23 protein-coding genes are annotated in these 21,460 nt (G+C 63.8%); 2 read left to right on the forward strand and 21 right to left on the reverse strand.

Annotation, left to right across the window (positions count from 1 at the left end):
- The first annotated feature begins 141 nt into the window (after nucleotides 1–141).
- Nucleotides 142–1,209, forward strand: a complete 1,068-nt coding sequence (hemE, locus tag BM70_RS0125795) for a uroporphyrinogen decarboxylase (protein WP_025858706.1) — start codon at nucleotides 142–144, stop codon at nucleotides 1,207–1,209.
- 141 nt (nucleotides 1,210–1,350) lie between these two features.
- Here the strand turns inward: hemE and BM70_RS0125800 are convergent, their stop codons facing one another.
- Nucleotides 1,351–2,625, reverse strand: a complete 1,275-nt coding sequence (locus tag BM70_RS0125800) for an MFS transporter (RefSeq protein WP_025858707.1) — start codon at nucleotides 2,623–2,625, stop codon at nucleotides 1,351–1,353.
- A 124-nt stretch (nucleotides 2,626–2,749) separates the two neighbouring features.
- Here BM70_RS0125800 and BM70_RS0125805 point away from each other — a divergent pair, with 124 nt between their 5' ends.
- Nucleotides 2,750–3,643: a LysR family transcriptional regulator gene (locus tag BM70_RS0125805; protein ID WP_025858708.1), complete on the forward strand. Its 894-nt coding sequence runs from the start codon at nucleotides 2,750–2,752 to the stop codon at nucleotides 3,641–3,643.
- 160 nt (nucleotides 3,644–3,803) lie between these two features.
- Here BM70_RS0125805 and BM70_RS0125810 read toward each other — a convergent pair whose 3' ends face one another.
- Genes BM70_RS0125810 through BM70_RS0125905 form a run of 20 tightly spaced genes read right to left on the reverse strand, consistent with a single transcriptional unit; the run spans nucleotide 3,804 to nucleotide 21,175 of the window.
- Nucleotides 3,804–4,247, reverse strand: coding sequence for a hypothetical protein (locus BM70_RS0125810; protein ID WP_025858709.1), 444 nt, complete (start codon nucleotides 4,245–4,247; stop codon nucleotides 3,804–3,806).
- A 26-nt stretch (nucleotides 4,248–4,273) separates the two neighbouring features.
- Nucleotides 4,274–5,500, reverse strand: coding sequence for a beta-ketoacyl-ACP synthase (locus tag BM70_RS0125815; RefSeq protein WP_025858710.1), 1,227 nt, complete (start codon nucleotides 5,498–5,500; stop codon nucleotides 4,274–4,276).
- Nucleotides 5,500–6,228 (reverse strand): 3-oxoacyl-ACP reductase FabG, encoded by a 729-nt coding sequence (fabG, locus tag BM70_RS0125820; protein ID WP_025858711.1) that lies wholly within the window; start codon nucleotides 6,226–6,228, stop codon nucleotides 5,500–5,502. The genes BM70_RS0125815 and fabG overlap by 1 nt, the downstream gene beginning before the upstream one ends.
- The gene (locus BM70_RS0125825) at nucleotides 6,225–6,686 is read right to left on the reverse strand and encodes a hotdog family protein (protein WP_025858712.1); all 462 of its coding nucleotides are present in this window, start codon (nucleotides 6,684–6,686) and stop codon (nucleotides 6,225–6,227) included. Before BM70_RS0125825 ends, fabG begins: the two co-directional genes overlap by 4 nt.
- Nucleotides 6,683–7,849, reverse strand: coding sequence for a beta-ketoacyl-[acyl-carrier-protein] synthase family protein (locus tag BM70_RS0125830; RefSeq protein WP_025858713.1), 1,167 nt, complete (start codon nucleotides 7,847–7,849; stop codon nucleotides 6,683–6,685). Before BM70_RS0125830 ends, BM70_RS0125825 begins: the two co-directional genes overlap by 4 nt.
- Nucleotides 7,846–8,328: a hypothetical protein gene (locus tag BM70_RS0125835; RefSeq protein WP_025858714.1), complete on the reverse strand. Its 483-nt coding sequence runs from the start codon at nucleotides 8,326–8,328 to the stop codon at nucleotides 7,846–7,848. The genes BM70_RS0125830 and BM70_RS0125835 overlap by 4 nt, the downstream gene beginning before the upstream one ends.
- Nucleotides 8,325–9,059 (reverse strand): class I SAM-dependent methyltransferase, encoded by a 735-nt coding sequence (locus tag BM70_RS0125840; RefSeq protein ID WP_025858715.1) that lies wholly within the window; start codon nucleotides 9,057–9,059, stop codon nucleotides 8,325–8,327. The genes BM70_RS0125835 and BM70_RS0125840 overlap by 4 nt, the downstream gene beginning before the upstream one ends.
- Nucleotides 9,056–10,303: an NAD(P)/FAD-dependent oxidoreductase gene (locus BM70_RS0125845; RefSeq protein ID WP_025858716.1), complete on the reverse strand. Its 1,248-nt coding sequence runs from the start codon at nucleotides 10,301–10,303 to the stop codon at nucleotides 9,056–9,058. The genes BM70_RS0125840 and BM70_RS0125845 overlap by 4 nt, the downstream gene beginning before the upstream one ends.
- Nucleotides 10,304–10,336: 33 nt before the next feature.
- Complete coding sequence (locus tag BM70_RS0125850) at nucleotides 10,337–12,649, reverse strand: MMPL family transporter (protein ID WP_025858717.1); 2,313 nt, start codon at nucleotides 12,647–12,649, stop codon at nucleotides 10,337–10,339.
- Nucleotides 12,639–13,349, reverse strand: a complete 711-nt coding sequence (locus tag BM70_RS0125855) for an outer membrane lipoprotein carrier protein LolA (RefSeq protein WP_081782122.1) — start codon at nucleotides 13,347–13,349, stop codon at nucleotides 12,639–12,641. The genes BM70_RS0125850 and BM70_RS0125855 overlap by 11 nt, the downstream gene beginning before the upstream one ends.
- Entirely contained in the window at nucleotides 13,346–13,771 is a 426-nt protein-coding gene (locus BM70_RS0125860) for a thioesterase family protein (protein WP_025858719.1), read from the reverse strand. The genes BM70_RS0125855 and BM70_RS0125860 overlap by 4 nt, the downstream gene beginning before the upstream one ends.
- On the reverse strand, nucleotides 13,764–15,305 hold the full coding sequence (gene hutH, locus BM70_RS0125865; RefSeq protein WP_025858720.1) for a histidine ammonia-lyase: 1,542 nt from the start codon (nucleotides 15,303–15,305) through the stop codon (nucleotides 13,764–13,766). Before hutH ends, BM70_RS0125860 begins: the two co-directional genes overlap by 8 nt.
- A complete protein-coding gene (locus BM70_RS0125870) occupies nucleotides 15,289–16,224 on the reverse strand; it encodes a glycosyl transferase (RefSeq protein WP_025858721.1) in 936 nt (311 codons plus the stop codon). The genes hutH and BM70_RS0125870 overlap by 17 nt, the downstream gene beginning before the upstream one ends.
- Nucleotides 16,221–16,955, reverse strand: a complete 735-nt coding sequence (locus tag BM70_RS0125875) for a glycosyltransferase family 2 protein (RefSeq protein WP_025858722.1) — start codon at nucleotides 16,953–16,955, stop codon at nucleotides 16,221–16,223. Before BM70_RS0125875 ends, BM70_RS0125870 begins: the two co-directional genes overlap by 4 nt.
- Complete coding sequence (locus BM70_RS0125880; protein WP_025858723.1) at nucleotides 16,948–18,618, reverse strand: acyl-CoA synthetase family protein; 1,671 nt, start codon at nucleotides 18,616–18,618, stop codon at nucleotides 16,948–16,950. Before BM70_RS0125880 ends, BM70_RS0125875 begins: the two co-directional genes overlap by 8 nt.
- A complete protein-coding gene (locus BM70_RS0125885; RefSeq protein ID WP_025858724.1) occupies nucleotides 18,615–19,160 on the reverse strand; it encodes a membrane protein in 546 nt (181 codons plus the stop codon). The genes BM70_RS0125880 and BM70_RS0125885 overlap by 4 nt, the downstream gene beginning before the upstream one ends.
- Nucleotides 19,157–19,411, reverse strand: a complete 255-nt coding sequence (locus BM70_RS0125890; RefSeq protein WP_003187949.1) for an acyl carrier protein — start codon at nucleotides 19,409–19,411, stop codon at nucleotides 19,157–19,159. The genes BM70_RS0125885 and BM70_RS0125890 overlap by 4 nt, the downstream gene beginning before the upstream one ends.
- A 9-nt stretch (nucleotides 19,412–19,420) precedes the next feature.
- Entirely contained in the window at nucleotides 19,421–19,690 is a 270-nt protein-coding gene (locus tag BM70_RS0125895; RefSeq protein ID WP_014716603.1) for a phosphopantetheine-binding protein, read from the reverse strand.
- Nucleotides 19,668–20,480 carry a 1-acyl-sn-glycerol-3-phosphate acyltransferase gene (locus BM70_RS0125900; RefSeq protein ID WP_025858725.1) on the reverse strand — a complete coding sequence of 271 codons (813 nt, stop codon included), beginning with the start codon at nucleotides 20,478–20,480 and terminating at the stop codon, nucleotides 19,668–19,670. Before BM70_RS0125900 ends, BM70_RS0125895 begins: the two co-directional genes overlap by 23 nt.
- The gene (locus tag BM70_RS0125905; protein WP_025858726.1) at nucleotides 20,456–21,175 is read right to left on the reverse strand and encodes a beta-ketoacyl synthase chain length factor; all 720 of its coding nucleotides are present in this window, start codon (nucleotides 21,173–21,175) and stop codon (nucleotides 20,456–20,458) included. The genes BM70_RS0125900 and BM70_RS0125905 overlap by 25 nt, the downstream gene beginning before the upstream one ends.
- Nucleotides 21,176–21,460: the final 285 nt, after the last annotated feature.

Here is a 21,460-nt window from a genome sequence, read left to right on the forward strand (position 1 = left end):
CGCCGGCAAGCCGGCTCCTACAGGTCGGGATTACTCCGTTCTCCGCGACAAATTGACCCGATAGACAAAAGGCACGGCTCATCCCGTGCCTTTTGCGTCGCGCTCTGAGAAAATGCCCGCACTTTTTTTGCGGATGCCGACATGACTGCCCTCAAGAACGACCGTTTCCTTCGTGCCCTGCTCAAGCAACCTGTGGACGTCACCCCTGTGTGGATGATGCGCCAGGCCGGTCGCTACCTGCCGGAATACCGCGCCAGTCGCGCCAACGCCGGCGACTTCATGAGCCTGTGCATGAACCCGGAGTTCGCCTGCGAAGTCACGATGCAGCCGCTGGACCGCTACCCACAACTGGACGCGGCCATCCTCTTCTCCGATATCCTCACCATCCCTGACGCCATGGGCCAAGGCTTGTACTTCGAGACTGGCGAAGGCCCGCGTTTCAAGAAGGTCGTCAGCACCCTGGCCGATATCGAAGCCCTGCCGATTCCCGATCCGCACAAAGACCTCGGCTACGTGATGGACGCCGTCAGCACCATCCGCCGCGAGCTTAACGGCCGCGTGCCGCTGATCGGCTTCTCCGGCAGCCCGTGGACCCTGGCCACCTACATGGTCGAGGGCGGCTCGTCGAAAGACTTCCGCAAGACCAAGGCCATGCTCTACGACAACCCGCACGCCATGCACCTGCTGCTGGACAAGCTGGCGCAGTCGGTCACGTCCTACCTCAACGGCCAGATCATGGCCGGCGCGCAAGCCGTGCAGATCTTCGACACCTGGGGCGGCAACCTGTCGGCGGCGGCGTACCAGGAGTTCTCGCTGGCCTACATGCGCAAGATCGTCAGCGGCCTGATCCGTGAGCACGAAGGCCGCAAGGTGCCGGTGATCCTGTTCACCAAGAACGGCGGCCTGTGGTTGGAAAGCATCGCCGATGCCGGTGCCGATGCACTGGGCCTGGACTGGACCTGCGACATTGGCGAAGCTCGCCAGCGCGTGGGCAACCGCGTCGCGCTGCAAGGCAACATGGACCCGACCGTGCTGTACGCCAAGCCGGAAGCGATCCGCACCGAAGTCGGCCGCATCCTCGCCAGCTACGGCAAAGGCACCGGGCATGTGTTCAACCTCGGCCATGGCATTACTCCGGAAGTGAACCCGGAGCACGCTGGTGCATTCCTGCAAGCGGTGCACGAACTGTCCGCGCAGTACCACGAGTAAATGAAAAAGCCCGGCAAATGCCGGGCTTTTTCATGGCTGAACACAAATCAAAATGTGGGAGCTGGCTTGCCTGCGATAGCAGTAGTGAATTCACTATTGCTATCGCAGGCAAGCCAGCTCCCACATAAAAGCAAAATAGCCTTAGACCTTCACGTCTCCCAACGGCGGTAACTTCGCCAACTTCAACGCCACCAGCAACGCGCCAATCAGCAGCGCCACGATAAACGCGCCGATGCCGTTCCACCCGGCAAAGTGCCAGAAGAACCCACCCGCCGTCCCGGCAATACTCGACCCCACGTAGTAGCAGAACAGGTACAGCGACGATGCCTGCCCCTTGGCCTTTACCGCGCGGCGGCCGATCCAGCTGCTGGCCACCGAGTGGGCGCCGAAGAAGCCGAAGGTGAAGATCAGCATGCCCGGCACCACCAGCCACAGCGGGGTGAACAGGGTCAGCGCCATGCCGGCGAGCATCAGTACGATGGTGCCCCACAGCACACGGCGGCGGCCGAGGCGGTCGGCCAGGGAGCCGATTTTTGCCGAGCTGTAGATACCCGAGAGGTACACCAGCGACAGCAGGCCGACGACGGCCTGGCTGAGGTCGTAGGGATCGGCCAGCAGGCGATAGCCGATGTAGTTGAACATCGTCACGAACGCGCCCATCAGCAGGAATGCTTCAAGGAACAGCCACGGCAGGCCCGCGTCCTTGAAGTGCATGACAAAGCCATCCACCAGGCTGCGAGGCTTGAGGCTGCTGGCGCGGAAGTTGCGCGATTCGGGGAGGATTTTCCAGAACACCGTGGCCGCGATCAGCGCCAGGGCGCCGATGATCAACATTGCGGTGTGCCAACTGACGAAGTCGATCAACACGCCGATGATCAGGCGCCCGCTCATGCCGCCGATCGCGTTGCCGCCGATGTACAGGCCCATGGCCAGGCCGATGTGCTGCGGGTGGATTTCTTCGCTCAGGTAGGTCATGGCCACGGCAGCCAGGCCGCTCAGCGACAGGCCCACCAGCGCGCGCATCAGCAGGATGCCTTCCCAGGTCGGCATCAGGCCGCTGGCGATGGTCGCCAGTGCGGCGCAGAACAACGCGGACACCATCACTGGCTTGCGCCCCAGCCGGTCGGAGATCGGCCCCGTGATCAGCAAGCCGCACGCCAGCATCGCCGTGGCCACCGACAGGATCAGGCTGCTTTGCGCCGCATTGATGGAAAATTCGTGGGACAGCGCCGGCATCATCGGCTGCACGCAATACAACAGCGCAAAGGTGGCGAAACCGCCGGAGAACAGCGCCAGCACTGTGCGCATGAACATCGGCGTGCCTTTTTCGATGTACTCGTCATTGAGCTGGGCCACGACCTCATCGAGAGCAGTGGGCGGGACTTCTTGAGCGAGTGGAGCAACAGCAGCTTTCACAGGGACCTCGGGGAGGAAGAGCGTGCCAGGACCGGCAATGCAAAAAAGAATATAGCTCCCTAATGATTCTTTCCAATATATTGTTCGACCTGTTTGATAGCTTTAACGACCTAATGAGGCTTGCATGGAATTGCGTCACTTGCGGTACTTCATCGCTGTCGCCGAAGAGCTGCATTTCGGCCGGGCCGCGCAGGTGCTGGGCATTTCGCAGCCGCCGCTGAGCCAGCAGATCCAGGCACTGGAACACGAGGTGGGCGCGCGGTTGTTTGAGCGCACCAATCGTCGGGTCGAGCTGAGCGAAGCGGGACGGTTGTTCCTGCAAGAAGCGCGGCTGGTGTTGGCACAGGTCGACAAGGCTGCGGATGTGGCGCGGCGGGCGCAGTTGGGCGAACTGGGCGAATTGAAGATCGGCTTCACCTCGTCGGCACCGTTCAATTCCAGTATTCCCCAGGCGATTTTTGCGTTCCGTCAGGCGTTTCCGGCGGTGCATCTGAACCTGCAGGAGATGAGCAGCACCGAAGTGGCGGAGTCGCTGGTGGATGAGTCGATCCAGGTCGGGCTGATGCGCCCGCTGCCGTTGCCGGACTCGCTGAGTGTGGTCGAACTGATGCGCGAGCCGCTGGTGGCTGTGTTGAATGCCGGCCACCCGTTGGTGGAGGGCAGCGAGCGCGGTTTGCACTTGGCGCAATTGGCGCAGGAACCGTTCGTGTTTTTCCCGCGCACCTACGGCAGCGGTCTCTATGCCCAGTTGCTCAACCTGGCACGTGACGCCGGCTTCAGCCCGCACTTCGCCCAGGAAGCGGGGGAGGCAATGACCATCATCGGCCTGGTGGCGGCGGGCTTGGGCGTATCGGTGTTGCCGGCGTCATATCAGCGGATACGCATCGATGGCGTGGTGTATCGCACGCTGCTGGACCAGGAGGCGGTGACGGCCGTGTGGCTGGTGCAACGCAAGGGCGCGCAGACGCCGATGGCAGAGGCGTTTGTGGAGTTGTTGACGCGCAAGGCTGCCCAATAACGCTTGGTGGTGAGCGCGCTTGTTGTGGTGAGCGGGCTTGCCGCGCGCTGGAGTGCGAAGCGCTCCCAAGATCTTTGGGGCCGCTACGCAGCCCAGCGCGAGCAAGCTCGCTCACCACAACAGCCCGCTCACCACAGAGGGGGTGTGCCGGACGCTGGTCTTACTTCGACGTCCCCGTCTGTTCGAACAACTGCGCCGCCGTCCCCGCCTCATTCACGCCATTGCTGCGCAACCCCGCCATGATGTCGCTGTCCAGATTGTTCACCCAGCGGTTGTAGTTGCGATGGATCTTGCCGTCCTTGTAGCCCAGGTCGCGGCTGTCGCGGTAGGTGATGGCGTAGCTGTTGCGGGTGTAGCGGATGTCGATGGCTGCGTAATACTGGTTACGCACGTTGATCTCGGCCTGTACCAGCTGCGGGCTCAGGCGTTGTACCGTCCACTCGCGCTTTTGCAGGGCGTTGACGATCACCGTTTTCATTTTTTCTTCGCTGACCTGGGCGTCGGCTGGCAGGTCGTGCTGGGTGTTGAGGATCGGCTTGCTGGTGCAACCGGCGGTGACCAACAGGGCCAGGGTGATCAGGGTGACGCGTAGCAAGGAAGACATTCCGTATTCTCCAATCGATTAAAAAGTCAGGACCAGCGGCGGAAGATCAGCGAGGTGTTGACGCCGCCAAAGGCAAAGTTGTTGTTCATCACGTAGTCGTGGTGCATCTCGCGGAATTCACCTTGCAGGTAATCCAGCTCGCCGCATTGCGGGTCTACCGCATCCAGGTTGAAGGTGTGCACGTACTGGTCGCGGTTCATCATCTCGATGCTGAACCATGATTCCAGCGCGCCGCAGGCGCCCAGGGTGTGGCCGAGAAAGCTCTTCTGCGAGCTGATGGGCATGCGGCTGCCGAACAGGCTGCTGGTCGCCAGCGTTTCGGCGATGTCGCCCTGGTCGGTGGCGGTGCCATGACCGTTCACGTAGCCGATCGCCGAAGGCTCAAGCCCGGCATCCTCCAGGGCCAGCTCCATGGCGCGGCGCATGGTTTTCTGCTCCGGGCGGGTGGTGTGCTGGCCGTCGGCGTTGCTGCCAAAGCCGACGATCTCGGCGTGGATATGCGCACCGCGCGCCAACGCATGTTCCAGCTCTTCGAGCACCAGCATGCCGCCGCCTTCACCGATCACCAAGCCATCGCGGCCGCTGTCGTAGGGGCGTGGACTGGTTTGCGGGGCGTCGTTTTTCAGGCTGGTGGCGTACAGCGCGTCGAACACCATCGCTTCCGTGGGGCACAGCTCTTCGGCGCCACCGGCGAGCATCAATGGCAGGCGGCCGAACTTGATCGCCTCATAGGCATAGCCGATGCCCTGGCTGCCGCTGGTGCAAGCGCTGGAGGTGGGGATCAGCCGCCCGGTGAGGCCAAAGAAGATGCTGATATTCGCCGCCGTGGTGTGCGGCATCATGCGCACATAGGAGTTGGCGTTCAGCCCTTCCGCGACCGAGTTCAGCAGCATGTTGCCGAACGCCTTGATCTCGTCGGTGCTGCCGGTGGACGAGCCGCAGGCCACGCCCATGCGCCCGTCCTTGATCGACTCGTCGCCGAGCAAGCCGGCGTCCTGCAACGCTTGCTCTGCCGCCCACACTGCAAGGCGCGACACCCGGCCCATGCTGCGCAGTTGTTTGCGCGTCCAGTGGGCGGGCACGACAAAATCGTCGATCGGCCCGGCCAGGCGCGTGTTCAGTTCGGTAAAGCGGTCCCACTCGTCCATGCGCCGGATGCCGCTGCGGTTGGCGCGGAAGTTGGCGGCGATGGTGTCCCAATCACTGCCCAGGGAGGTCATGCCGGCCATGCCGGTGACGACGACGCGTTTCATCAGCACAGGCCTCCATTCACGGCCAGGACCTGGCGCGTGATGTAGCCAGCCTCGGCCGACATCAGGAAATTCACCGCACCGGCCACCTCTTCCGGCGTGCCCATGCGCTGCGCCGGGATCATCTTCATCAATTCTTCCACCGGCACGTGTTCATCCAGCATCGCCGTGTCGATCAAGCCGGGGGCCACGCAGTTGACGGTGATCTTGCGCTTGCCCAGCTCGATGGCCAGGGCCTTGGCCGCGCCGATCAGGCCGGCTTTCGAGGCGCTGTAATTGACCTGGCCGCGGTTGCCGATCAACCCGGACACCGAGGTGATGCAGACGATACGCCCGGCCGCGCGACGACGAATCATCGGCATCATCACCGGGTGCAGCACGTTGTAGAAGCCGTCGAGGTTGGTGCGCATCACCACGTCCCAATCGTCTTCCGACAGGGCCGGGAACGCACCGTCACGGGTCAGGCCGGCGTTGAGCACCACGCCGTAATAGGCGCCATGTTGCTCCACATCCGCCTCGAGTATTTGCTTGCACAGCGCACGATCCGCCACGTCGAATTGCAGCACCCGCGCCTTGCGGCCCAGGGCTTCAACCTCGGCCTGCACCGCATCGGCGTCGCTACGGCCACTGCGGCAATGCAGCACGATGTCATGCCCGGCCTGGGCCAGGCGCAGCGCAATGGCGCGGCCAATGCCACGGCTGGAGCCGGTGACCAGTACGGATTCAGTCATGGCGTTACGTCCTTCGATTCTTCTAAATAGTTGGCCGCCTGGGGCGGTCGAAATACATTCAAGCGGGCGCTGGCCTGGATACCGTCACCGGTCAGGTGGCATTCGAACACACCCATGCCATTGTCGTCTTCCAGGGAGCGCAGTCCGTGGATGCTTAGCTCGGCGCCTGCCGGGAAGTACTCCACGTTGCACTCGAACTTGCGTGTGCCGAGCAGGAAACCGAGTTCCACGGCTTCACCTTTCTGGCGTGCGCGGCAACCGGCGTAGGCGGCGACGCTTTGCGCCATCAGCTCGATGCCGACCCAGGCCGGCAGGCTGCCGTCCGGGCGGTTGAACAGGCCACCAGGCTTGACGGTGGTGCGGGTGTGAACGTGCTCTTCATCGAACGACAGCACCTGGTCGATCAGGATCATGTCGCCCGCATGGGGCAGCAGTTCGGCGAGTGGCCAATCGATCATGGGGCCTCTCCGATTATGAGGCTGACATTGTTGCCGCCGAAGGCAAACGAATTGCTCATCAGGCAGCGTTTTTCCAGGGTGGCGTCGGCGGTGGCCCATTGCAAGGCGGGCAGCGCCGGGTCGGCCTGGCCGTCCCACACATGTGGTGGCAGCCGGTTATGAACCAGGCTCAACCAGCAGAACGCCGCTTCCAGCGCGCCGGCTGCGCCCAGGGTATGGCCGCTCATGGGTTTGGTCGACGAGCAGGCCACGCCTTGCGGGAACAGGCTGGCGACGGCCAGGCTTTCCATGGCGTCGTTATGCTGGGTGGCGGTGCCGTGCAGGTTCAGGTAACCGATCTGCCCTGGCTGCAATCCGGCGCTGGCCAAGGCCTTTTGCATGGATTGCAGCGCGCCTTTGCCGGTGGGTTCGGGCGCGGAGATATGGTGCGCATCGCAACTGGCGCCACTGCCCAGCAGGGCGATGGGCGCGTGTGCCTTGCTCATCAGGAACAGCACGGCCGCTTCGCCGATGTTGATGCCGTTGCGGTTCACTGAAAACGGGTTGCAACGCTCGTTTGATACCGCTTCCAACGAGCTGAAACCGTTAAGCGTCAGCTTGCACAGGCTGTCGACGCCGCCGCAGATCACGGCATCGCACACGCCGAGGTCCAGCAGGCGCTGGGCGCTCATCAGCGCACGGGCGCTGGAGGTGCAGGCGGTGGAGATCACATAGGCGGGGCCGCTCAGTTGCAGCCAGTCGGCGAGGAAGTTCGCCGGGGCGCTGAGCTCCTGCTGCTGGTAGTCGTAGTCGCCGGGGAACTGGTTTTCCCGCAGGTAGTGGGCGATGCCCCGGCTGGCTTCGTCGATACCCGAGGTGCTGGTGCCGAGCACGATGCCCACTCGTGACGCGCCGTAGGTGTGGATCGCCTGGCGGATCTCGCCTTCGATCTGCAGCGCCGCCTCCAGCAGCAACTGGTTATTGCGGCTGCTTTGCTGACCCAACTCGACGGGGATGGTTGCCAGTTCACCCGGCACACCGGCCACCGGCAACACGCGCTCCGGCACCCAACCGCTTTCGGCGCGCATGCCGGAGCAGTCACCGGCAAACAGGCTGCGGCTGACCTCGGCCTGGCCACGGCCGAGGGCGCAGATCACGCCCAGGGCGTTGAGGTAGGCGCTCATCGTGCGACTCCGAGCGGTGTGATGCGGTAGCTCAGCGGCTGCCCGGTGATGTTCACACTGAAGACTTCGGACGATTGATACACGATCTGCCAATGGCCCGGCAGGGTGCGCGTCAAGTCCATCGCCTGCGCGCTGGGGTACAGCGCACGCACGTCATCCGGCGCGGTCAGCGCAAACAGCAACGCCGCAAACAACTCACGCGCCTGGGGATTGGGCGGCAGCAAGCCATCGGCCTGCCATTCGCCATTGATCAGCTTTTGCCGCGCCTGGGGGATGCCCAGCGGGTCCATCATCGACCAGCGAATGCCACCGCCTTCGCGTTGGATCACCAGCAACCAGTCCTGGCTCTGGCCGTCGACCAGGCGCTGCACATGCAGTTGCAGCGGCAAGGCCAGGGCCGGGGTTTTCTCGGGCAGCGGTGGCTGGCTGGCGCAGGCGCTCAGCAGCAACAGGCAGCCCATCAACAGACTGCGCATCATGGGGCCGCACTCGCCAAGGGTTTGCGTGCCACGCAGTTGACCAGGGTTTCTTCACGCTGGCCTATCGGCGGCGCCTTGCGCAGGCCCCAGCGTTCGAGCAGGCCGAAGTCGCTGGAACGGCTCCACCACAAGTACGGGTACGAGACGTTCTGCTGGCCGAATTCAAAGCCCTGCTCGCGGAGCATCTCCAGGTATTCTTCGGCGCTTTTCTGCACATGCATCGGGTGGCGGAACAGCCAGCGGATCACCCAGGTGTCGATATAGGCTTCGGTGGATTCGGCAAACAGCAAATAGCCGCCCGGCTTGAGCACACGGTAGAACTCCTTGAGCGCGCGATGCTGTTCGACCAGATGGTGAAAGGTCTGGTGGCAGAACAGGATATCGACGCTTTCGTCCGGCACTTGCAGGGTGGCGCAGTCGCTGCCGATCAGCTCGATGGCCAAGCCCTGGCGCGCCGCTTCTGCACGGCTCAGTTCCAGGCTGTGAGGGTCGGCGTCCAGGCCAATCAGGCGCCCAGGGGCGAACACCTGCTGCAACAGCTTGAAGGACTTGCCCTGGCCGCAGCCGGCGTCCAGCAGCACCGGCGCTTCCGGCAAGGGCTCGGTGAACAGGCTGCGCAGGTCGTTGATCGCCACGCGCAACACGTGGTGCTGCCAGGTATGGCTGCGCAGGAACCAGAAGCCGAACTTGGTTTCTTCGACGTAGTTCTTACTCAAGTACTGACTGCTCACGCTGCATCCCCTGCACAAATTTCCGACAACATCCGCAACCGGCGCTTGGGTTCACTCACAAACGGGTTGCGTTCATCCCACGCATAACCGGCGAGGATCGAACTGATCATCCGGCGAATCTCCGGCGAGCTGCCCGGATGGAAGATCACATCCTGGAAAGTCCCGGCGTACCAGCCTTCGACGTAGCAGCGGAAGGTATCGACACCGCGCTTCAACGGCTCGGCGAATTCGGTTTGCCAGTCCACGGTTTCGCCGTTGAGCTGACGATGCAACACACCGGCGGCCATGCTCGCCGAACGCATGGCGATGGTGACCCCCGAGGAAAACACCGGGTCGAGGAATTCCGCCGCGTTGCCCAGCAACGCAAAGCCCGGCCCATGCAGGCTCTTGACGTTGGCCGCATAGCCGCCGATGGTCCGCGCCGGTGTGTCCCACGCGGCGTTTTGCAGCACGCCGGCCAGGCTTGGGGTTTCATCGATAAAGCCGCGCAGGCAGGCATCGAGGTCGCTGTCGCGGCCATCGAAATGCGCTTTGGCCGCGACTACGCCTACCGAGCAGCGGCCATTGCTGAACGGGATGGTCCAGAACCAGATATCGCGCTTGGTCGGGTGGGTGGTGACCAGAATCTTGGTGCGGTCGAAGCCTGGGTGTTCGATGCGGTCTTCAACGTGGGTGAACACCGCCTGGCGCACCGGAAAGTCCGACGGCATGTCCAGCTCCAGCAGGCGCGGCAGCACGCGACCGTATCCGCTGGCGTCGAGCACGAACGTGGCCTTGAGGTGGTACTCGCTGCCGTTTTCGCGGCGTACGTGCAGGTAACGGGATTCGCCTTTGAAATCCACGCCGACGATGGTTTCGCCGTAACGGATGTCCACGCCTTGCAACGCCGCCTGATCGGCCAGCAACTTGTCGAAGTCGCCGCGCTGAACCTGGAAGGTGGTGGGCTTGCCGTTGCTGAAGGTGTCACCGAAATCAAACGCACTGTAGCGCTCGCCCCAGGCGAACGCGGCACCGGTTTTCACTTGAAAGCCCGCCGCCTGCACGGCGTCGAGCATGCCGGCTTCTTCGATAAAGTCGATGCAGTGGGACAGCAGGCTTTCGCCAATCGAGAACCGCGGGAAGTGCTGGCGCTCGATAATCAATACATCATGCCCTTTGCGCTTTAACAGCGCGGCGGCGATGGCCCCGGACGGACCGGCACCGATTACCACCACTTGGCGACGTTCCATTTCAACTGTGGGCACGAGGGCTCCTTGCCACATTGGCGATAATCACATTCATGAGGCGTGTTTCTGTTGGCCGGCCCAGGGTGCCAGCATAAAGCTGAATGCCAGGCCCAGGCTGACCGATAAGCCGAAATTGCTCACCGCCGGCGTGCTGGACACCGCCAGCAGGCCAAACGACAACCAGGTGGTCAGCGCCGCCAGCAATGTCCCCAGCAGGCTCACCGCAGGGCCGCCGATCTGCTCGCGCATCAGGATCGCGTAGTCGACGCTGATGGCCGTGACCAACAGCAGGCCGAACAGGCTGAACAACGTCAGCGGCTGGCCCAGCCACCCGAGGCTGGCCAGGCTGCACAGGGCCGCCAGCAGTGGCAGGGCGACGATACGCAAGGCCCCGCCAAAGCCGAACGGCAGGATCAGCAGCAGCACGATCAGCACACAGGACAGCAACTTCAATTCGGCGGCGCTGATCTGCGTGTCGGCAAATACCCGGTTCAAGTCGCCCAGGCGATCCACCAGTTGTACGCCCGGTAAATCCAGCGCCTGCACCCGCAACAGCGCCGGATTGTTCAAGCCTTGCAGGCTGACCATCGCCGCCACGCCGCCGTCCACCGGGCCAAGCCAGAGAGTGCGCCAGGGTTCGGCCAACGGGCCTGCCAGGGCGGCATCGATGTCTTCGGTGGGCAAGGCTTGCAGTTGCGCCACTTCGGCTTGCAGGGCATTGGCGGGGACGCCGAGGTCCAGCAGCGGCTGCCAGTGTTGCGGGAGTTTATTCAGCGCATCACGCAGTTGTTGCTGTTCGGCAGGCAGGCTGACCAGTTGATTGAGCGCCAGGTAACCCTGGAGCTTGTCCATGTTCACCAGTTGATCCAGGCGCTGCGCCAGCGCGCTCTGGCGCTCCAGCAACTGCTGCTGATTTTCCGCGCGCACCAGGAAGAACTGGCTGGTGGGTTGAAACCCGGTAATCCGTGCCACGGCTTGCGCTTCTTGCAGCAATTGCGGCGGCGCACCGATCCATTGGCGGATATCGTTCTTGCTGTTCAAGTGCCACAGGCCACCGGCGCAAAACAGCAGCACCAGCACCAGCAACGCCGGGCTCGGCACGCGCATGAGCAACGACGCACGCACCTGCCACAGGCTTTCGGCGATGCGCAGCGGCCATTGCGCCGGGCGCAGTTCGACGCCCTTGAGCAACGCCGGCAACAGGCACACCGCGGACAGGTAAGCACCGACCAGGCCGGCGGCGGAGAACACCGCGATTTGGGTAAGGGCCGGGAACGGTGTCCAGGCCAGCGCCAGGTAGCCGATGCAACTGGTGGCCAGGCTCAGGCTCAACCCCGGCAAGGTGATGCGCAACGCCGGCCAACTGCGCCACGGCTGCATGCTCCAGCTTTTCGACAGGTAGTGCAGCGGGTAATCCACCGCCACGCCGATCAGGCTGGAGCCCAGCACCAGCGTCATCACATGCATATGGCCGAACAGTGCCACGCAAGCCACCGCGCCAAACAGCATGCCTACCAGCACCGGCACAAACGCCAGCAGCACGCGCCAGCGCCGGAATGCCAGCAACAGCAACAGCAGGATGCCGACGGTAGCGCCGCCACCCACCCAGGTGATTTCCCGCGTGGCCTGTTGCTGACCATTGGCGGCGTAGAGCAAGCCGCTGGCGGCGAGCAATTGCGCGCCTTGCCCGCTGACCTGCTCGCGGCTGGCCTGGAGCAGGTCCGCCACCTGCAGCGGCAGTTTCATGTCGAACGCATTGCCGGTGGTGCGCGCGCGCAGCAGCACCCAGCTTTTGCCGTCGGCATCGGCGATCAGCGCGCCGCTGCCGATGTCCAGTTGCACCGAACCGTGTTGCGGCTGGCTGTTCTGGATGCGTCCGGTCAGGCCCAGCCAGTCGTCCTGGCTCGGCACCAGGCTGAACCCGGTGAAGGGGTCGAACAGCGCTTGCACGCGCTGTTGGATAAACGCGTCGGGCTGTTCGATCAGTTGCTCGCGGTCCCTGGTCGAGAGCATCGCCAGGCGGCCGCGCAGCAATTGCTCGCGCAGCGCCGGCAAGTCGGCTTGCAGGTTCCACTGCACCTGTTCAAACAGCCCGCTGGCCTGCCAGCGCTCACCCAGCTGTTGCGCCACAGCGACCGCTTGCTGGCGGTCGGCATGCCCCACCAGCACCAGCATTTCTCGGTTCAGTGGCTCCTGCATGCGTTGTTCGGCTTGCTGCTCCAAGGCGTCCGGCGTGTTGCCCGGCACCAGTTCCATCAGGTTGGCCGACAAGGGCGCGCCGTGGCGCCACTGCCAGCCGGCCAGGGCCAGCACGGCCACCAGCAGGATCAGGAACAGGCGCGGCAGCAGGCGTTCACTGGGCAAAGTCGTGTTGCTCCGCTTCGCTCAACGGCAGGCCGGCCGTGCTGTCCTGCATGCGCAGCACAGTGCTGTCGCCTTGTGTTTCCAGCAGTTGGATGTTCTGCACCAGGTCGCCACCGTCGATATTGATCTGGGTGAAGACTTGCTTGAGCAGCAACGAGCGTGGGATCAGCGTCAATTTCCACTGCTTGGCCTCGCCTTGCAGTTGCAACTCGAAATCACGCTGCAAGCCGCTGCTGTCGCCTTGCAGCACCGCCAGGAACAACCGGTTCTGTTCGGCGCCGGCGCTCTTGTTCGGCAGCAGTTGCCAGCCGTTGGCGTCGCGTCGGGCAATGCCCTGGGCGCTGATGCGGTAGTCCTGTTGCAGCGGGGTTTTCAGCAGCCACAACAGGCCGTGGTCCTTGGCGAGCACGAAGGTGCCTTTGCTGACCAACGGCTGGGGCAGGGCACGCAGGTGTTTTTCCTGGGTGAAGCTGCCGTGGATCACTGAGGGTTTGGCGAGCTGCTCGCTGAGTTGTTGCAAGTCAAAAGCGTGAGCCAGGCTTGGAATGCTGAACAACAAGATCAGCGCAATCCATGTGGGAGCGGCGGTGCGACGATTCGACTTGCCCGCGAAGAACCCGAGGGCACCGCGCAGTGTCAGGCGGCTCGCGTTATCGTTGACGTCCATCGCGGGCAAGCCCGCTCCCACAGGGGATCTCATTTCAAGGCTCTCTCTACGGCGTCGGTGAATATTTTGGGGGAGGCCAGTTGCATCTCGCGACTGGCGATTTCCACCGCCACCTGCACGGTGCTGGCACGGGTCAAGCGCTCGCCACTGGCGAGGTCGGTGATCAGGTAATTGACCTTCAAGCGGTTCTCCCACTCCACCAGGCTGGCGCGCACGTTGAGGGTCTGGCCGAACACGGCGCCGCGTACGTAGCGCAGTTGCATGTCGATCACCGGCCAGGCGTAGCCGGATTCGAGCATCGCCGTGTAGTTATGCCCGATCTTGTCCAGCAGCGCGCAGCGCGCCACTTCCAGGTACTTCACGTAATGCCCGTGCCACACCACGTTCATGGTGTCGACGTCAAAAAACGGCACGAGGATTTCAGTGTCGCAATGCAGTACGCCCTGGCTACGCATACAGCCTCCAGTGTTGCTCGGCAATGCGTTGCAGGCACAGGCGCAGTTCGCCTTCCAGGGCGCGGTCTTCGATGACCGGCGGGAAGTCCTTGGCCAGTACTTCATGCATCGCCGCCAAGGCCGGCGGCAATGGGCGGGCGTCCTCGGCCTGGGCGCGCAGCCACACACCCTGGTTGGCGGCGAGCAAGGTCGCGGCGGCGACCTGTTCGGTCAGCTCCAGCACACGGATCGCATCGCGGGCGGCGATGGTGCCCATGCTCACCTTGTCCTGGTTATGGCACTCGGTGGAGCGCGAGAACACGCTGGCCGGCATGGTGTTTTTCAGGGCTTCGGCGGTCCAGGCGCTGGTGCCGATCTGCACGGCCTTGAAACCGTGGTTGATCATTGCGCGATCAGCCGGGGCGCCGGACAGGTTGCTCGGCAGGCCATGGTTGTAACGCACGTCCACCAGCAGTGCGAGTTGGCGGTCCAGCAGGTCGGCGACGTTGGCGACCAGGGTCTTTAGGCTGTCCATGGCAAAGGCGATATGCCCGCCGTAGAAATGCCCGCCATGCAACACGCGTTCTGCTTCGGCGTCGATGATCGGGTTGTCGTTGGCGCTGTTCAGTTCGATCTCGATGAACGAACGCAGCCAGTTCAGGCTGTCGGCCAATACGCCTAGGACGTGGGGCGCGCAACGCAGCGAATAACGGTCCTGCAGGCGATGCAACGGCGCGGTCGGCGCGTCGATGGCCAGGTCCTTGCGCAGCCAGGCGGCGACCTGCATCTGCCCCGGGTGTGGCTTGGCGGCGAACAGGCGCTCGTCGAAGTGTTCCGGGTTGCCTTGCAGTGCCACCACGTTCAGCGCGGTGATGCGCGTGGCCAGTTGCAGCAGGTAATCGGCGCGGGCGAACGCCAGGCAGGCCAGGCCGGTCATCACCGCAGTGCCGTTCATCAGCGCCAGCGCTTCCTTGGGGCGCAGCACCAGCGGGGTCCAGCCCAGCTCACGGTGCACATCGGCCGCCTGACGACGTTCGCCACGGAACATCACCTCGCGTTCACCGGACAGGGTTGCGGCCACGTAGGACAGGGGCGTCAGGTCACCGCTGGCGCCCACCGAACCTTCTTCCGGGATCAGCGGCAGTACGTCGTGTTCAAGAAACGCATGCAGACGCTCCAGCAACTCCACGCGCACACCGGAAACGCCGTGGCACAGCGACTGCAAACGCGCAGCCAGCACCGCGCGGGTGGCCTGGGCGTCGAACAGCTTGCCCAGGCCGCAACCGTGGAAGGTGTAGAGGTGACGCGGCAACGCTTCGACGTGCTGCAAGGGCACCGCCACCACGCACGAATCGCCGTAGCCGGTGGTCACGCCGTAGATCACGCCTTCCTTGTCCAGCAGCGAGTCGAGGAACTGCGCGCCCTTGGCAATGCGCTGGCGATAGGCGGCATCGCCCTGCAATCGGGTCGGCGCCTGACGGTTGGCCAGGGCCAGCACGTCTTCGATGCGCAGGGCGCGTTCGCCAAAGGTTACCGGCTCAAGATGCGTCGTCATCGGTCTTCCAGAAAGGGTAAAAGTTGAACCATTGTTGGGGCGCTTCCAGGCAGAACTGGCCCAGGCGTGCGGCGTAGCGCGCGGTCCACAGGGCTATGACCTGCTCGCGGGTGTTGCGTTTCCATTCGATCAATTCGGCGAAAGGCTCGATGCTCAGGCGATAGCGGCGTTTGTGCTTGAGGCACATCAGCAGGTTCACCGGGCATTTGAGCAAGCCGGCCAGCAGCCACGGACCCTGGGGGAAGGCGGCGTCGTGGCCGAGGAAATCCACGCACACGGTGCGCCCGCCATGCAGCGGCACGCGGTCGCCGGCGATGGCCAGCCACTCGCCGTCGTCCAGGCGCTGGCTGAGCAGCAGCATGGTGGCCGGATCCAGCTCGCTGACCTGGATCAGGCGCAGGTGAGTCGCACCGGCTTCGCCCAGCAGGCGGTTGAATTGTTCGGCGTGCTTGGTGTGCACCAGCACGTTCATGGTGACTTGTTCACCGATCTCGGCGAGGGCGCGGCACACTTCAAGGTTGCCCAGGTGTGCGCCCACCAGCATCTGCCCGCGCTCGCCGCGCAGTTGCCCGCGCAAGTGGGCCGGGTCGTTGATCTCGATCTGCTCCAGGCGCAGCTTGCCGTTCCACACGTCGAGTTTGTCGAGCAACGAGTCGGCAAACGCCATGAACTGGCCGAAGACTTTCCAGTGGGTGGGGCGCAGTTCCTCGCGCCCGCTCCAGTCGGCCAGGCGCTGCTGGTATTGCCAGGCGCTCTGTCGCGCGGTGCGGCCGAACAGGAAAAAGTACAACACGATGCCGTACAACACCGGGCTCAACACGCGGCGGCCGAGGACCTTGGCGGCGAAGGCGGTGAGCTTCATCAGCCAGTAGCTGCCGCGCTCTTCCCGGTCGGCCCAGTGCCTGGTGCTGTCGCTCATGCCTGCCACCGGCGCCACAGGATCATCGGCGCGCGCACCAGCATGCCGAAGAACAACCGGGTGTGCATGGCCGAGATGCGTACGTTGTCGCGGAACAGGCGGAAGTGGGACAGGCCGTCGGCAGGGTAATGCACTTGGGTCGGCAACCAGCGCATTGGCTGGTTGCGCCAGGCCAGGCGTACCAGGATATCGGAGTCGAAATCCATGCGGGTGCCGATGTAGGCCGAGTTCATCAGCGCCAGCACCGGTATCAGCGGGTACACGCGAAAGCCGCACATCGAATCGCGGATCTGTAGCGACAGGGTGTTGATCCACACCCACACGTGGGTCAGGTAGCGCGCGTACAGGCGGCCTTTAGGCACGCTGTCGTCGTATTCCGGGTAGCCGCAGATGATCGCGTCGGGGTGCCGGCGCGAGGTGTCGATAAAAGTCTCGACTTCGCGCAGGTCGTGCTGGCCGTCGGCGTCGACTTGCAAGGCATGGCTGAAGCCCTGGCGTGCGGCTTCGTGGAAGCCGGCCATCACTGCGCCGCCCTTGCCCTGGTTGCTGGGCAAGGTCAGCAGGGTGACGTTATCCAGGGTCGCCAATTGCGCCAGCACGGCCGCGCAGGCGGGGCTGCTGCCGTCGTCGACCAGCAGGCAGGGCAGGCCGCTGTCCAGCAGGCTGCGGACCACGGCCGGTACGGCGGCTTCGTGGTTGTAGACCGGGATCAGGGCGCAAGGGTTATGCATCAACGGCCTCCAGCAGTAGACGACCACTGGAGCAGGCTGAGACCCCATTGCGATAGGCGAAATACAACTTGCCGCGCTCAGCATCAAATCGCAGATGCAGTTCGATCGCATCGCCCGGGCGCACCAGTTGCTGGAACTTGAGCACTTCCATGCCGGCAAAAGCCGGCGGCAAATCGAGCAGTTGCTGGCCCAGGTTGAACGCCCATTCCACCTGTACCACCCCCGGCAGCACCGGCGTGACCGGGAAGTGCCCGCTGAAATAGGCCAGGTCTGCCGGCACGCTCAGTTGCAAGGTCCATTCGCCGTCGGCTTCCACCTGCTCCAGCACTTCCGGCGCCTTCGGGCGGGCTGCCAGCAGCAACGCCTCGACATCGGCCTGGGGCAGTTTGCCTTGGCTGTTGAGGGGCAACTGTCTCAGCAAACGCCAGCGGCGCGGCAACGCCAGGGCTTCGCAATGTTGACTCAAATGCTGGCGCAGGGTTTGGGTGAGCGTGCGTCGGCCCTGATTGCGCAACGCATGCAGGCCATCGGCACTCAGCACCACCAGGGCGCCAAGGGAAGCACGGTTTTCCTGCACCACGCCCAGGCGCGTTTCTGCGACCCATGGGTGCGCCATCAGCGCCTGTTCCAGCATGGGCAGGGAGATGCGTTTTTCTTCCAGCTTGACGATGCGGTCCAGGCGGCCCAGCAGCTCGAAACGGCCATCGGCATGGATGCGTGCCGCGTCGGCGGTGTGCTCGACATGCCCATCAGGCAGGTAAGGCGATGCGATGCGCAGGGCGCCGTCGGCATCCTGGCTCAGTTGCACGTCGGCGAACGGTTGCCACGGCTGGGCACCTTGGCGCCAGGCGATGCCACCGGTTTCCGAGCTGCCGAGGATCTCGGTCGGCCATTGCTGCAAGCGGTCATAAAGGCTGCCGGCCGCCTCCACAGGCAATGCGCCACCGGATGAAAACACCCTCGACACCTGGCTCAGCGCGGGCCAGTCGAGGTTGTCGCCCATGCGCTTGAGCAACGCCGGGCTGGCGACCCAGGCAAAGTGCGCGTGCTCGCGGCTCGCGCGCTGCATGTCTTCGGGGAAGGCCAGCTGCTTGCGCACAAAGGTGCGGCCAGCACACAGCGGCCACAGCACGCGGAACAGCAAACCGTAGATATGCTGCGTGGCGACGCTGCCGATGATGCAGGCGTCCTTGAGGTCCGGCCCCCACAGGGTCTCCAGGGCCTCGACCTCGTTGGCCAGTTGGCGCAGGGTCTTGTCGATGCGCTTGGGTTCGCCGCTGGAGCCGGAGGTGCACAGGCTCAGTTGGCAAACGTCCAGATCGAGTGCGGCAGCGCTCAGCGGTGCCTGATACAGCGCATCCAGGTCAGCGGCTTCGGTCAGCCAGGCATCGACGGCATCATCCCAGCGCTGGCGGGTCTGAGGCTGCAAATCGGCGGGCAGCAGCACGCTGACCCCGGCCCGCCAGGCGCCCAGCAGGGCAACCGCCAGCAGGCCTGCGTCTTCCAGGTACACGGCGAGGCGCTGGATGCCCCGGGCTTGCAGGCCCGCCGCCAGACTCAGGGATTGCTCCCACAGCTGCGCGTGATTCATTGCAGGTTCGGTGGTGACCCAACGCTGTTCCAGCGGCTCGAGCAGCAAGTGCTCAAGTTTCAACCCATTCATACGCGGCCTCGAACCCTTTGTCGTACCAGCCATTCCACGGCAAACAACAGCCCCATCAACCCGTAGGCGATCAGGCCGTTGTACAACGTCCACCAGCTCAGCGGCGCCCACAGGGTGAGGGCGGCAGCGAGCAGGCCATTACACAGAAAAAACACACTCCACACCACGGTCACCCGGCGGGTATACACGATGGCATGAGGCGGCAATACGGGATCGGTCATGCGCGCCAGACGCTCGACCATCGGCGGGCCGTATTTCAGGCTCAGACCGAACAACGCCAACATGAACGCACTGACCAGGCTCGGGTACCAGCGCAGCAAGCGGGGGTTATCGAACCAGGCCAGCAACAGGCAGAACACGATGACCGCCAGCGCCATCCAGCGGCTGCCGGGGCGGCGTGCACCGGTCAGTGCACGCAGCAACCACAGGCTGCCCAGCAGCAGGCCGAATTGCCATGGCGCAAAGTGTTCGGTGCCGTAATACACCGCAAAGGGGTACAGCAGCCCCGCCAACAGCAGGCCGAGGCCGATCAGTCGGCTCATGCGGCCGGCTGGACCAGACGGTACACCGCCTCAACCACGTCATTCACAGTGCGCACCGCCTTGAATTCTTCGGCGGCGATCTTCTTGCCGGTCTGGCGCTTGATATGGTCGATCAAGTCGACGGCATCGATGCTGTCGATTTCCAGGTCCTGGTACAGGTTGGCGTCAAGGGTGACGCGTTCCGGCGGCAGTTCAAACAGTTCCACCAAGGCGTCGCGCAGGGTGTTGAAAATATCGTCACGAGTTTGCATGGTCCGGTCTCAAGCTGCCTGTCTGGCCGTGACGAACGCCGCAAGGCTGGCCACGTTGGTGAAGTGATTGCGGGTGTCCTTGGCGTCGGCATCGATCTTGATGCCGTACTTTTTCTGGATCGCCAGGCCCAGTTCCAGGGCGTCTACCGAATCCAGGCCGAGGCCTTCGCCGAACAGGGTTTGCTCGCTGCCGATGTCGTCGACGCTGATGTCTTCCAGGCCCAGGGCCTCGATGATCAGCGTCTTTATGTCGTGCTCAAGGCGGTGTTGGTCGCTCATCTTCGGCGAGCTCCTTAATGAAATAGTGATGCAGGTGATCGTTGAGCTTGCGTGAGGCCTGGGGCGCGGGGCCCAGTGTTGCGAACGCCTGTGGTTCTATATCGGCACCCACGCGCAAACTGAAGTGAAAGCGGCAGTTCGGGATGCGATACCAGGGTTCGGCCTTGGTCAGCGTGGTGGGGCTCACTTTGATCACCACCGGGGTGATGATTGTCGCACCCCGCAGCGCAATGGCGGCGCCACCGCGATGAAAGGCAGGTGCTGCGCCGGGTGTGGTGCGGGTGCCTTCGGGGAAAATGATCAGGGTCTGGCCTGCGCGCAGGGCGTCGGCAGCGGCATCGAGCATGTCCGCGCTGCCGTCATTGCTGATGTAGCCGGCGTCGCGCACCGGTCCACGCATGAACGGGTTCTGGAACAGGCTCTGCTTGACCACGCAGTTGGTCTGGCGCATCAGGCCGATCAGGAACACCACGTCGATCAGCGACGGGTGGTTGGCGATGATCATCTGGCCCGGGCGCCCGAGGTTTTCGGCGCCCTCCACGCTGTAGGTCAGCACGCCGCCGCGCTGCATCAGGCGGATAAAGAACCAGAACAGTCTGCTGATGGTGTGGCGGACACGGCGCTGGTGTTTTTCTGCGCTGCCTGGCAGGCAACTGAGCAGTGGAAATACCAGCAAACGCAGGCACAGCCCGCCGATGCCGAACAGGAAGAAGCTGGCGGCGGTGGCGAACAGGCGCCAGTAGTAGGCGTCCCGTGGCTTGTCGTTCACGGCTTGCGTTGCCAGTTCCATACGCGGTTCTTCCAGGCATGTTGGCAGGCGACCTGTTCGGTGAGCAGGGTGCGCAGCAGGTTCAGGGCGTGGGGCCACTGGGTTTGAGTGGGTTGGACAGCTCCGCTGTCCAGTTCCAGTTGCCACTCGTCTCCGGGTGTCAGCAACAGGCCGAGGGCGTAGGGGAACGGCACATCAACGATCCAGCTGGCGTAGGCCTCGGGCGGCTGCTCCTCGGTAATCACCAGCAGCACCGCCGGGGCGCCTTCGTCGAGCAGCGCGGCGGCTTCGAGCATGCCGTGTTCCAGGCCGTCGCCGGCGGCGGCGAGGGCGGTCATTTCGCTGGTTTCATTGCGCAGGATCGACCACAGGCCAATCACCGCATTGTGCACCGACAGGCTGAACTGGGTCGGCGACAGCGGCTGGTCGTTGGCCAGGTCGCTGAGGATGTCGAGGGTGCGCGGGGTCTCGCCATGCCGGGAAATGAACACCAGCGGCAGGTCCTGCAGGCCCTCGGCCAGTGGCCAGCCGACGCTGAACGCCATGCGCGCCAGGCGGCTCAGGCGGCGACGCTGCATGGCCGGCAGGAATGACACGTCGGGAGAGGCTTCGCTTGCGGGCAGCAACACCGGGGCCTGGCACCAGGCGTGCCAGTCGTCCGCACTTTCCAGCCCAGGGGCCCAGGCGCGCCATTTGGCGATGTTGAAGTTGATCACTGAGAAGTTATCCCGCCCCTGCGGGCTTCCATGTGCGGTGTTTGGTCCCGAATACCGGGACGGGGAGCAACAGCCGAATGGCGCGCATTATCCCGGTGCCGTGGGGTTCTAGCAAACTTTGGTAAAGAATTGTGCACGGGCGATTACAAATTAGTCGGAAGAATTTACAGATTGTCCTTTACTGGGGGCTCGGATGGATTGTCGGACCCTTCTTTTTAATCTGTCGGCTGCCCATGGCCGCCAGGCCACCGATGACGCCTGATGCAGCAATGCATGGATGAACGA

The organism is Pseudomonas sp. CHM02 (assembly GCF_000612585.1).
Taxonomy (GTDB): domain Bacteria; phylum Pseudomonadota; class Gammaproteobacteria; order Pseudomonadales; family Pseudomonadaceae; genus Aquipseudomonas.

Coding starts and splice junctions, on each gene's coding strand:
- hutH (WP_025858720.1), bottom strand. CDS start 15,305: ATGACGACGCATCTTGAGCCGGTAACCTTTGGCGAACGCGCCCTGCGC.
- BM70_RS0125835 (WP_025858714.1), bottom strand. CDS start 8,328: ATGATGCGCAGTCTGTTGATGGGCTGCCTGTTGCTGCTGAGCGCCTGC.
- BM70_RS0125825 (WP_025858712.1), bottom strand. CDS start 6,686: ATGATCGATTGGCCACTCGCCGAACTGCTGCCCCATGCGGGCGACATG.
- hemE (WP_025858706.1), top strand. CDS start 142: ATGACTGCCCTCAAGAACGACCGTTTCCTTCGTGCCCTGCTCAAGCAA.
- BM70_RS0125870 (WP_025858721.1), bottom strand. CDS start 16,224: ATGAGCGACAGCACCAGGCACTGGGCCGACCGGGAAGAGCGCGGCAGC.
- BM70_RS0125810 (WP_025858709.1), bottom strand. CDS start 4,247: ATGTCTTCCTTGCTACGCGTCACCCTGATCACCCTGGCCCTGTTGGTC.
- BM70_RS0125875 (WP_025858722.1), bottom strand. CDS start 16,955: ATGCATAACCCTTGCGCCCTGATCCCGGTCTACAACCACGAAGCCGCC.
- BM70_RS0125830 (WP_025858713.1), bottom strand. CDS start 7,849: ATGAGCGCCTACCTCAACGCCCTGGGCGTGATCTGCGCCCTCGGCCGT.
- BM70_RS0125815 (WP_025858710.1), bottom strand. CDS start 5,500: ATGAAACGCGTCGTCGTCACCGGCATGGCCGGCATGACCTCCCTGGGC.
- BM70_RS0125890 (WP_003187949.1), bottom strand. CDS start 19,411: ATGCAAACTCGTGACGATATTTTCAACACCCTGCGCGACGCCTTGGTG.
- BM70_RS0125805 (WP_025858708.1), top strand. CDS start 2,750: ATGGAATTGCGTCACTTGCGGTACTTCATCGCTGTCGCCGAAGAGCTG.
- BM70_RS0125860 (WP_025858719.1), bottom strand. CDS start 13,771: ATGCGTAGCCAGGGCGTACTGCATTGCGACACTGAAATCCTCGTGCCG.
- BM70_RS0125885 (WP_025858724.1), bottom strand. CDS start 19,160: ATGAGCCGACTGATCGGCCTCGGCCTGCTGTTGGCGGGGCTGCTGTAC.
- BM70_RS0125855 (WP_081782122.1), bottom strand. CDS start 13,349: ATGAGATCCCCTGTGGGAGCGGGCTTGCCCGCGATGGACGTCAACGAT.
- fabG (WP_025858711.1), bottom strand. CDS start 6,228: ATGACTGAATCCGTACTGGTCACCGGCTCCAGCCGTGGCATTGGCCGC.
- BM70_RS0125895 (WP_014716603.1), bottom strand. CDS start 19,690: ATGAGCGACCAACACCGCCTTGAGCACGACATAAAGACGCTGATCATC.
- BM70_RS0125900 (WP_025858725.1), bottom strand. CDS start 20,480: ATGGAACTGGCAACGCAAGCCGTGAACGACAAGCCACGGGACGCCTAC.
- BM70_RS0125880 (WP_025858723.1), bottom strand. CDS start 18,618: ATGAATGGGTTGAAACTTGAGCACTTGCTGCTCGAGCCGCTGGAACAG.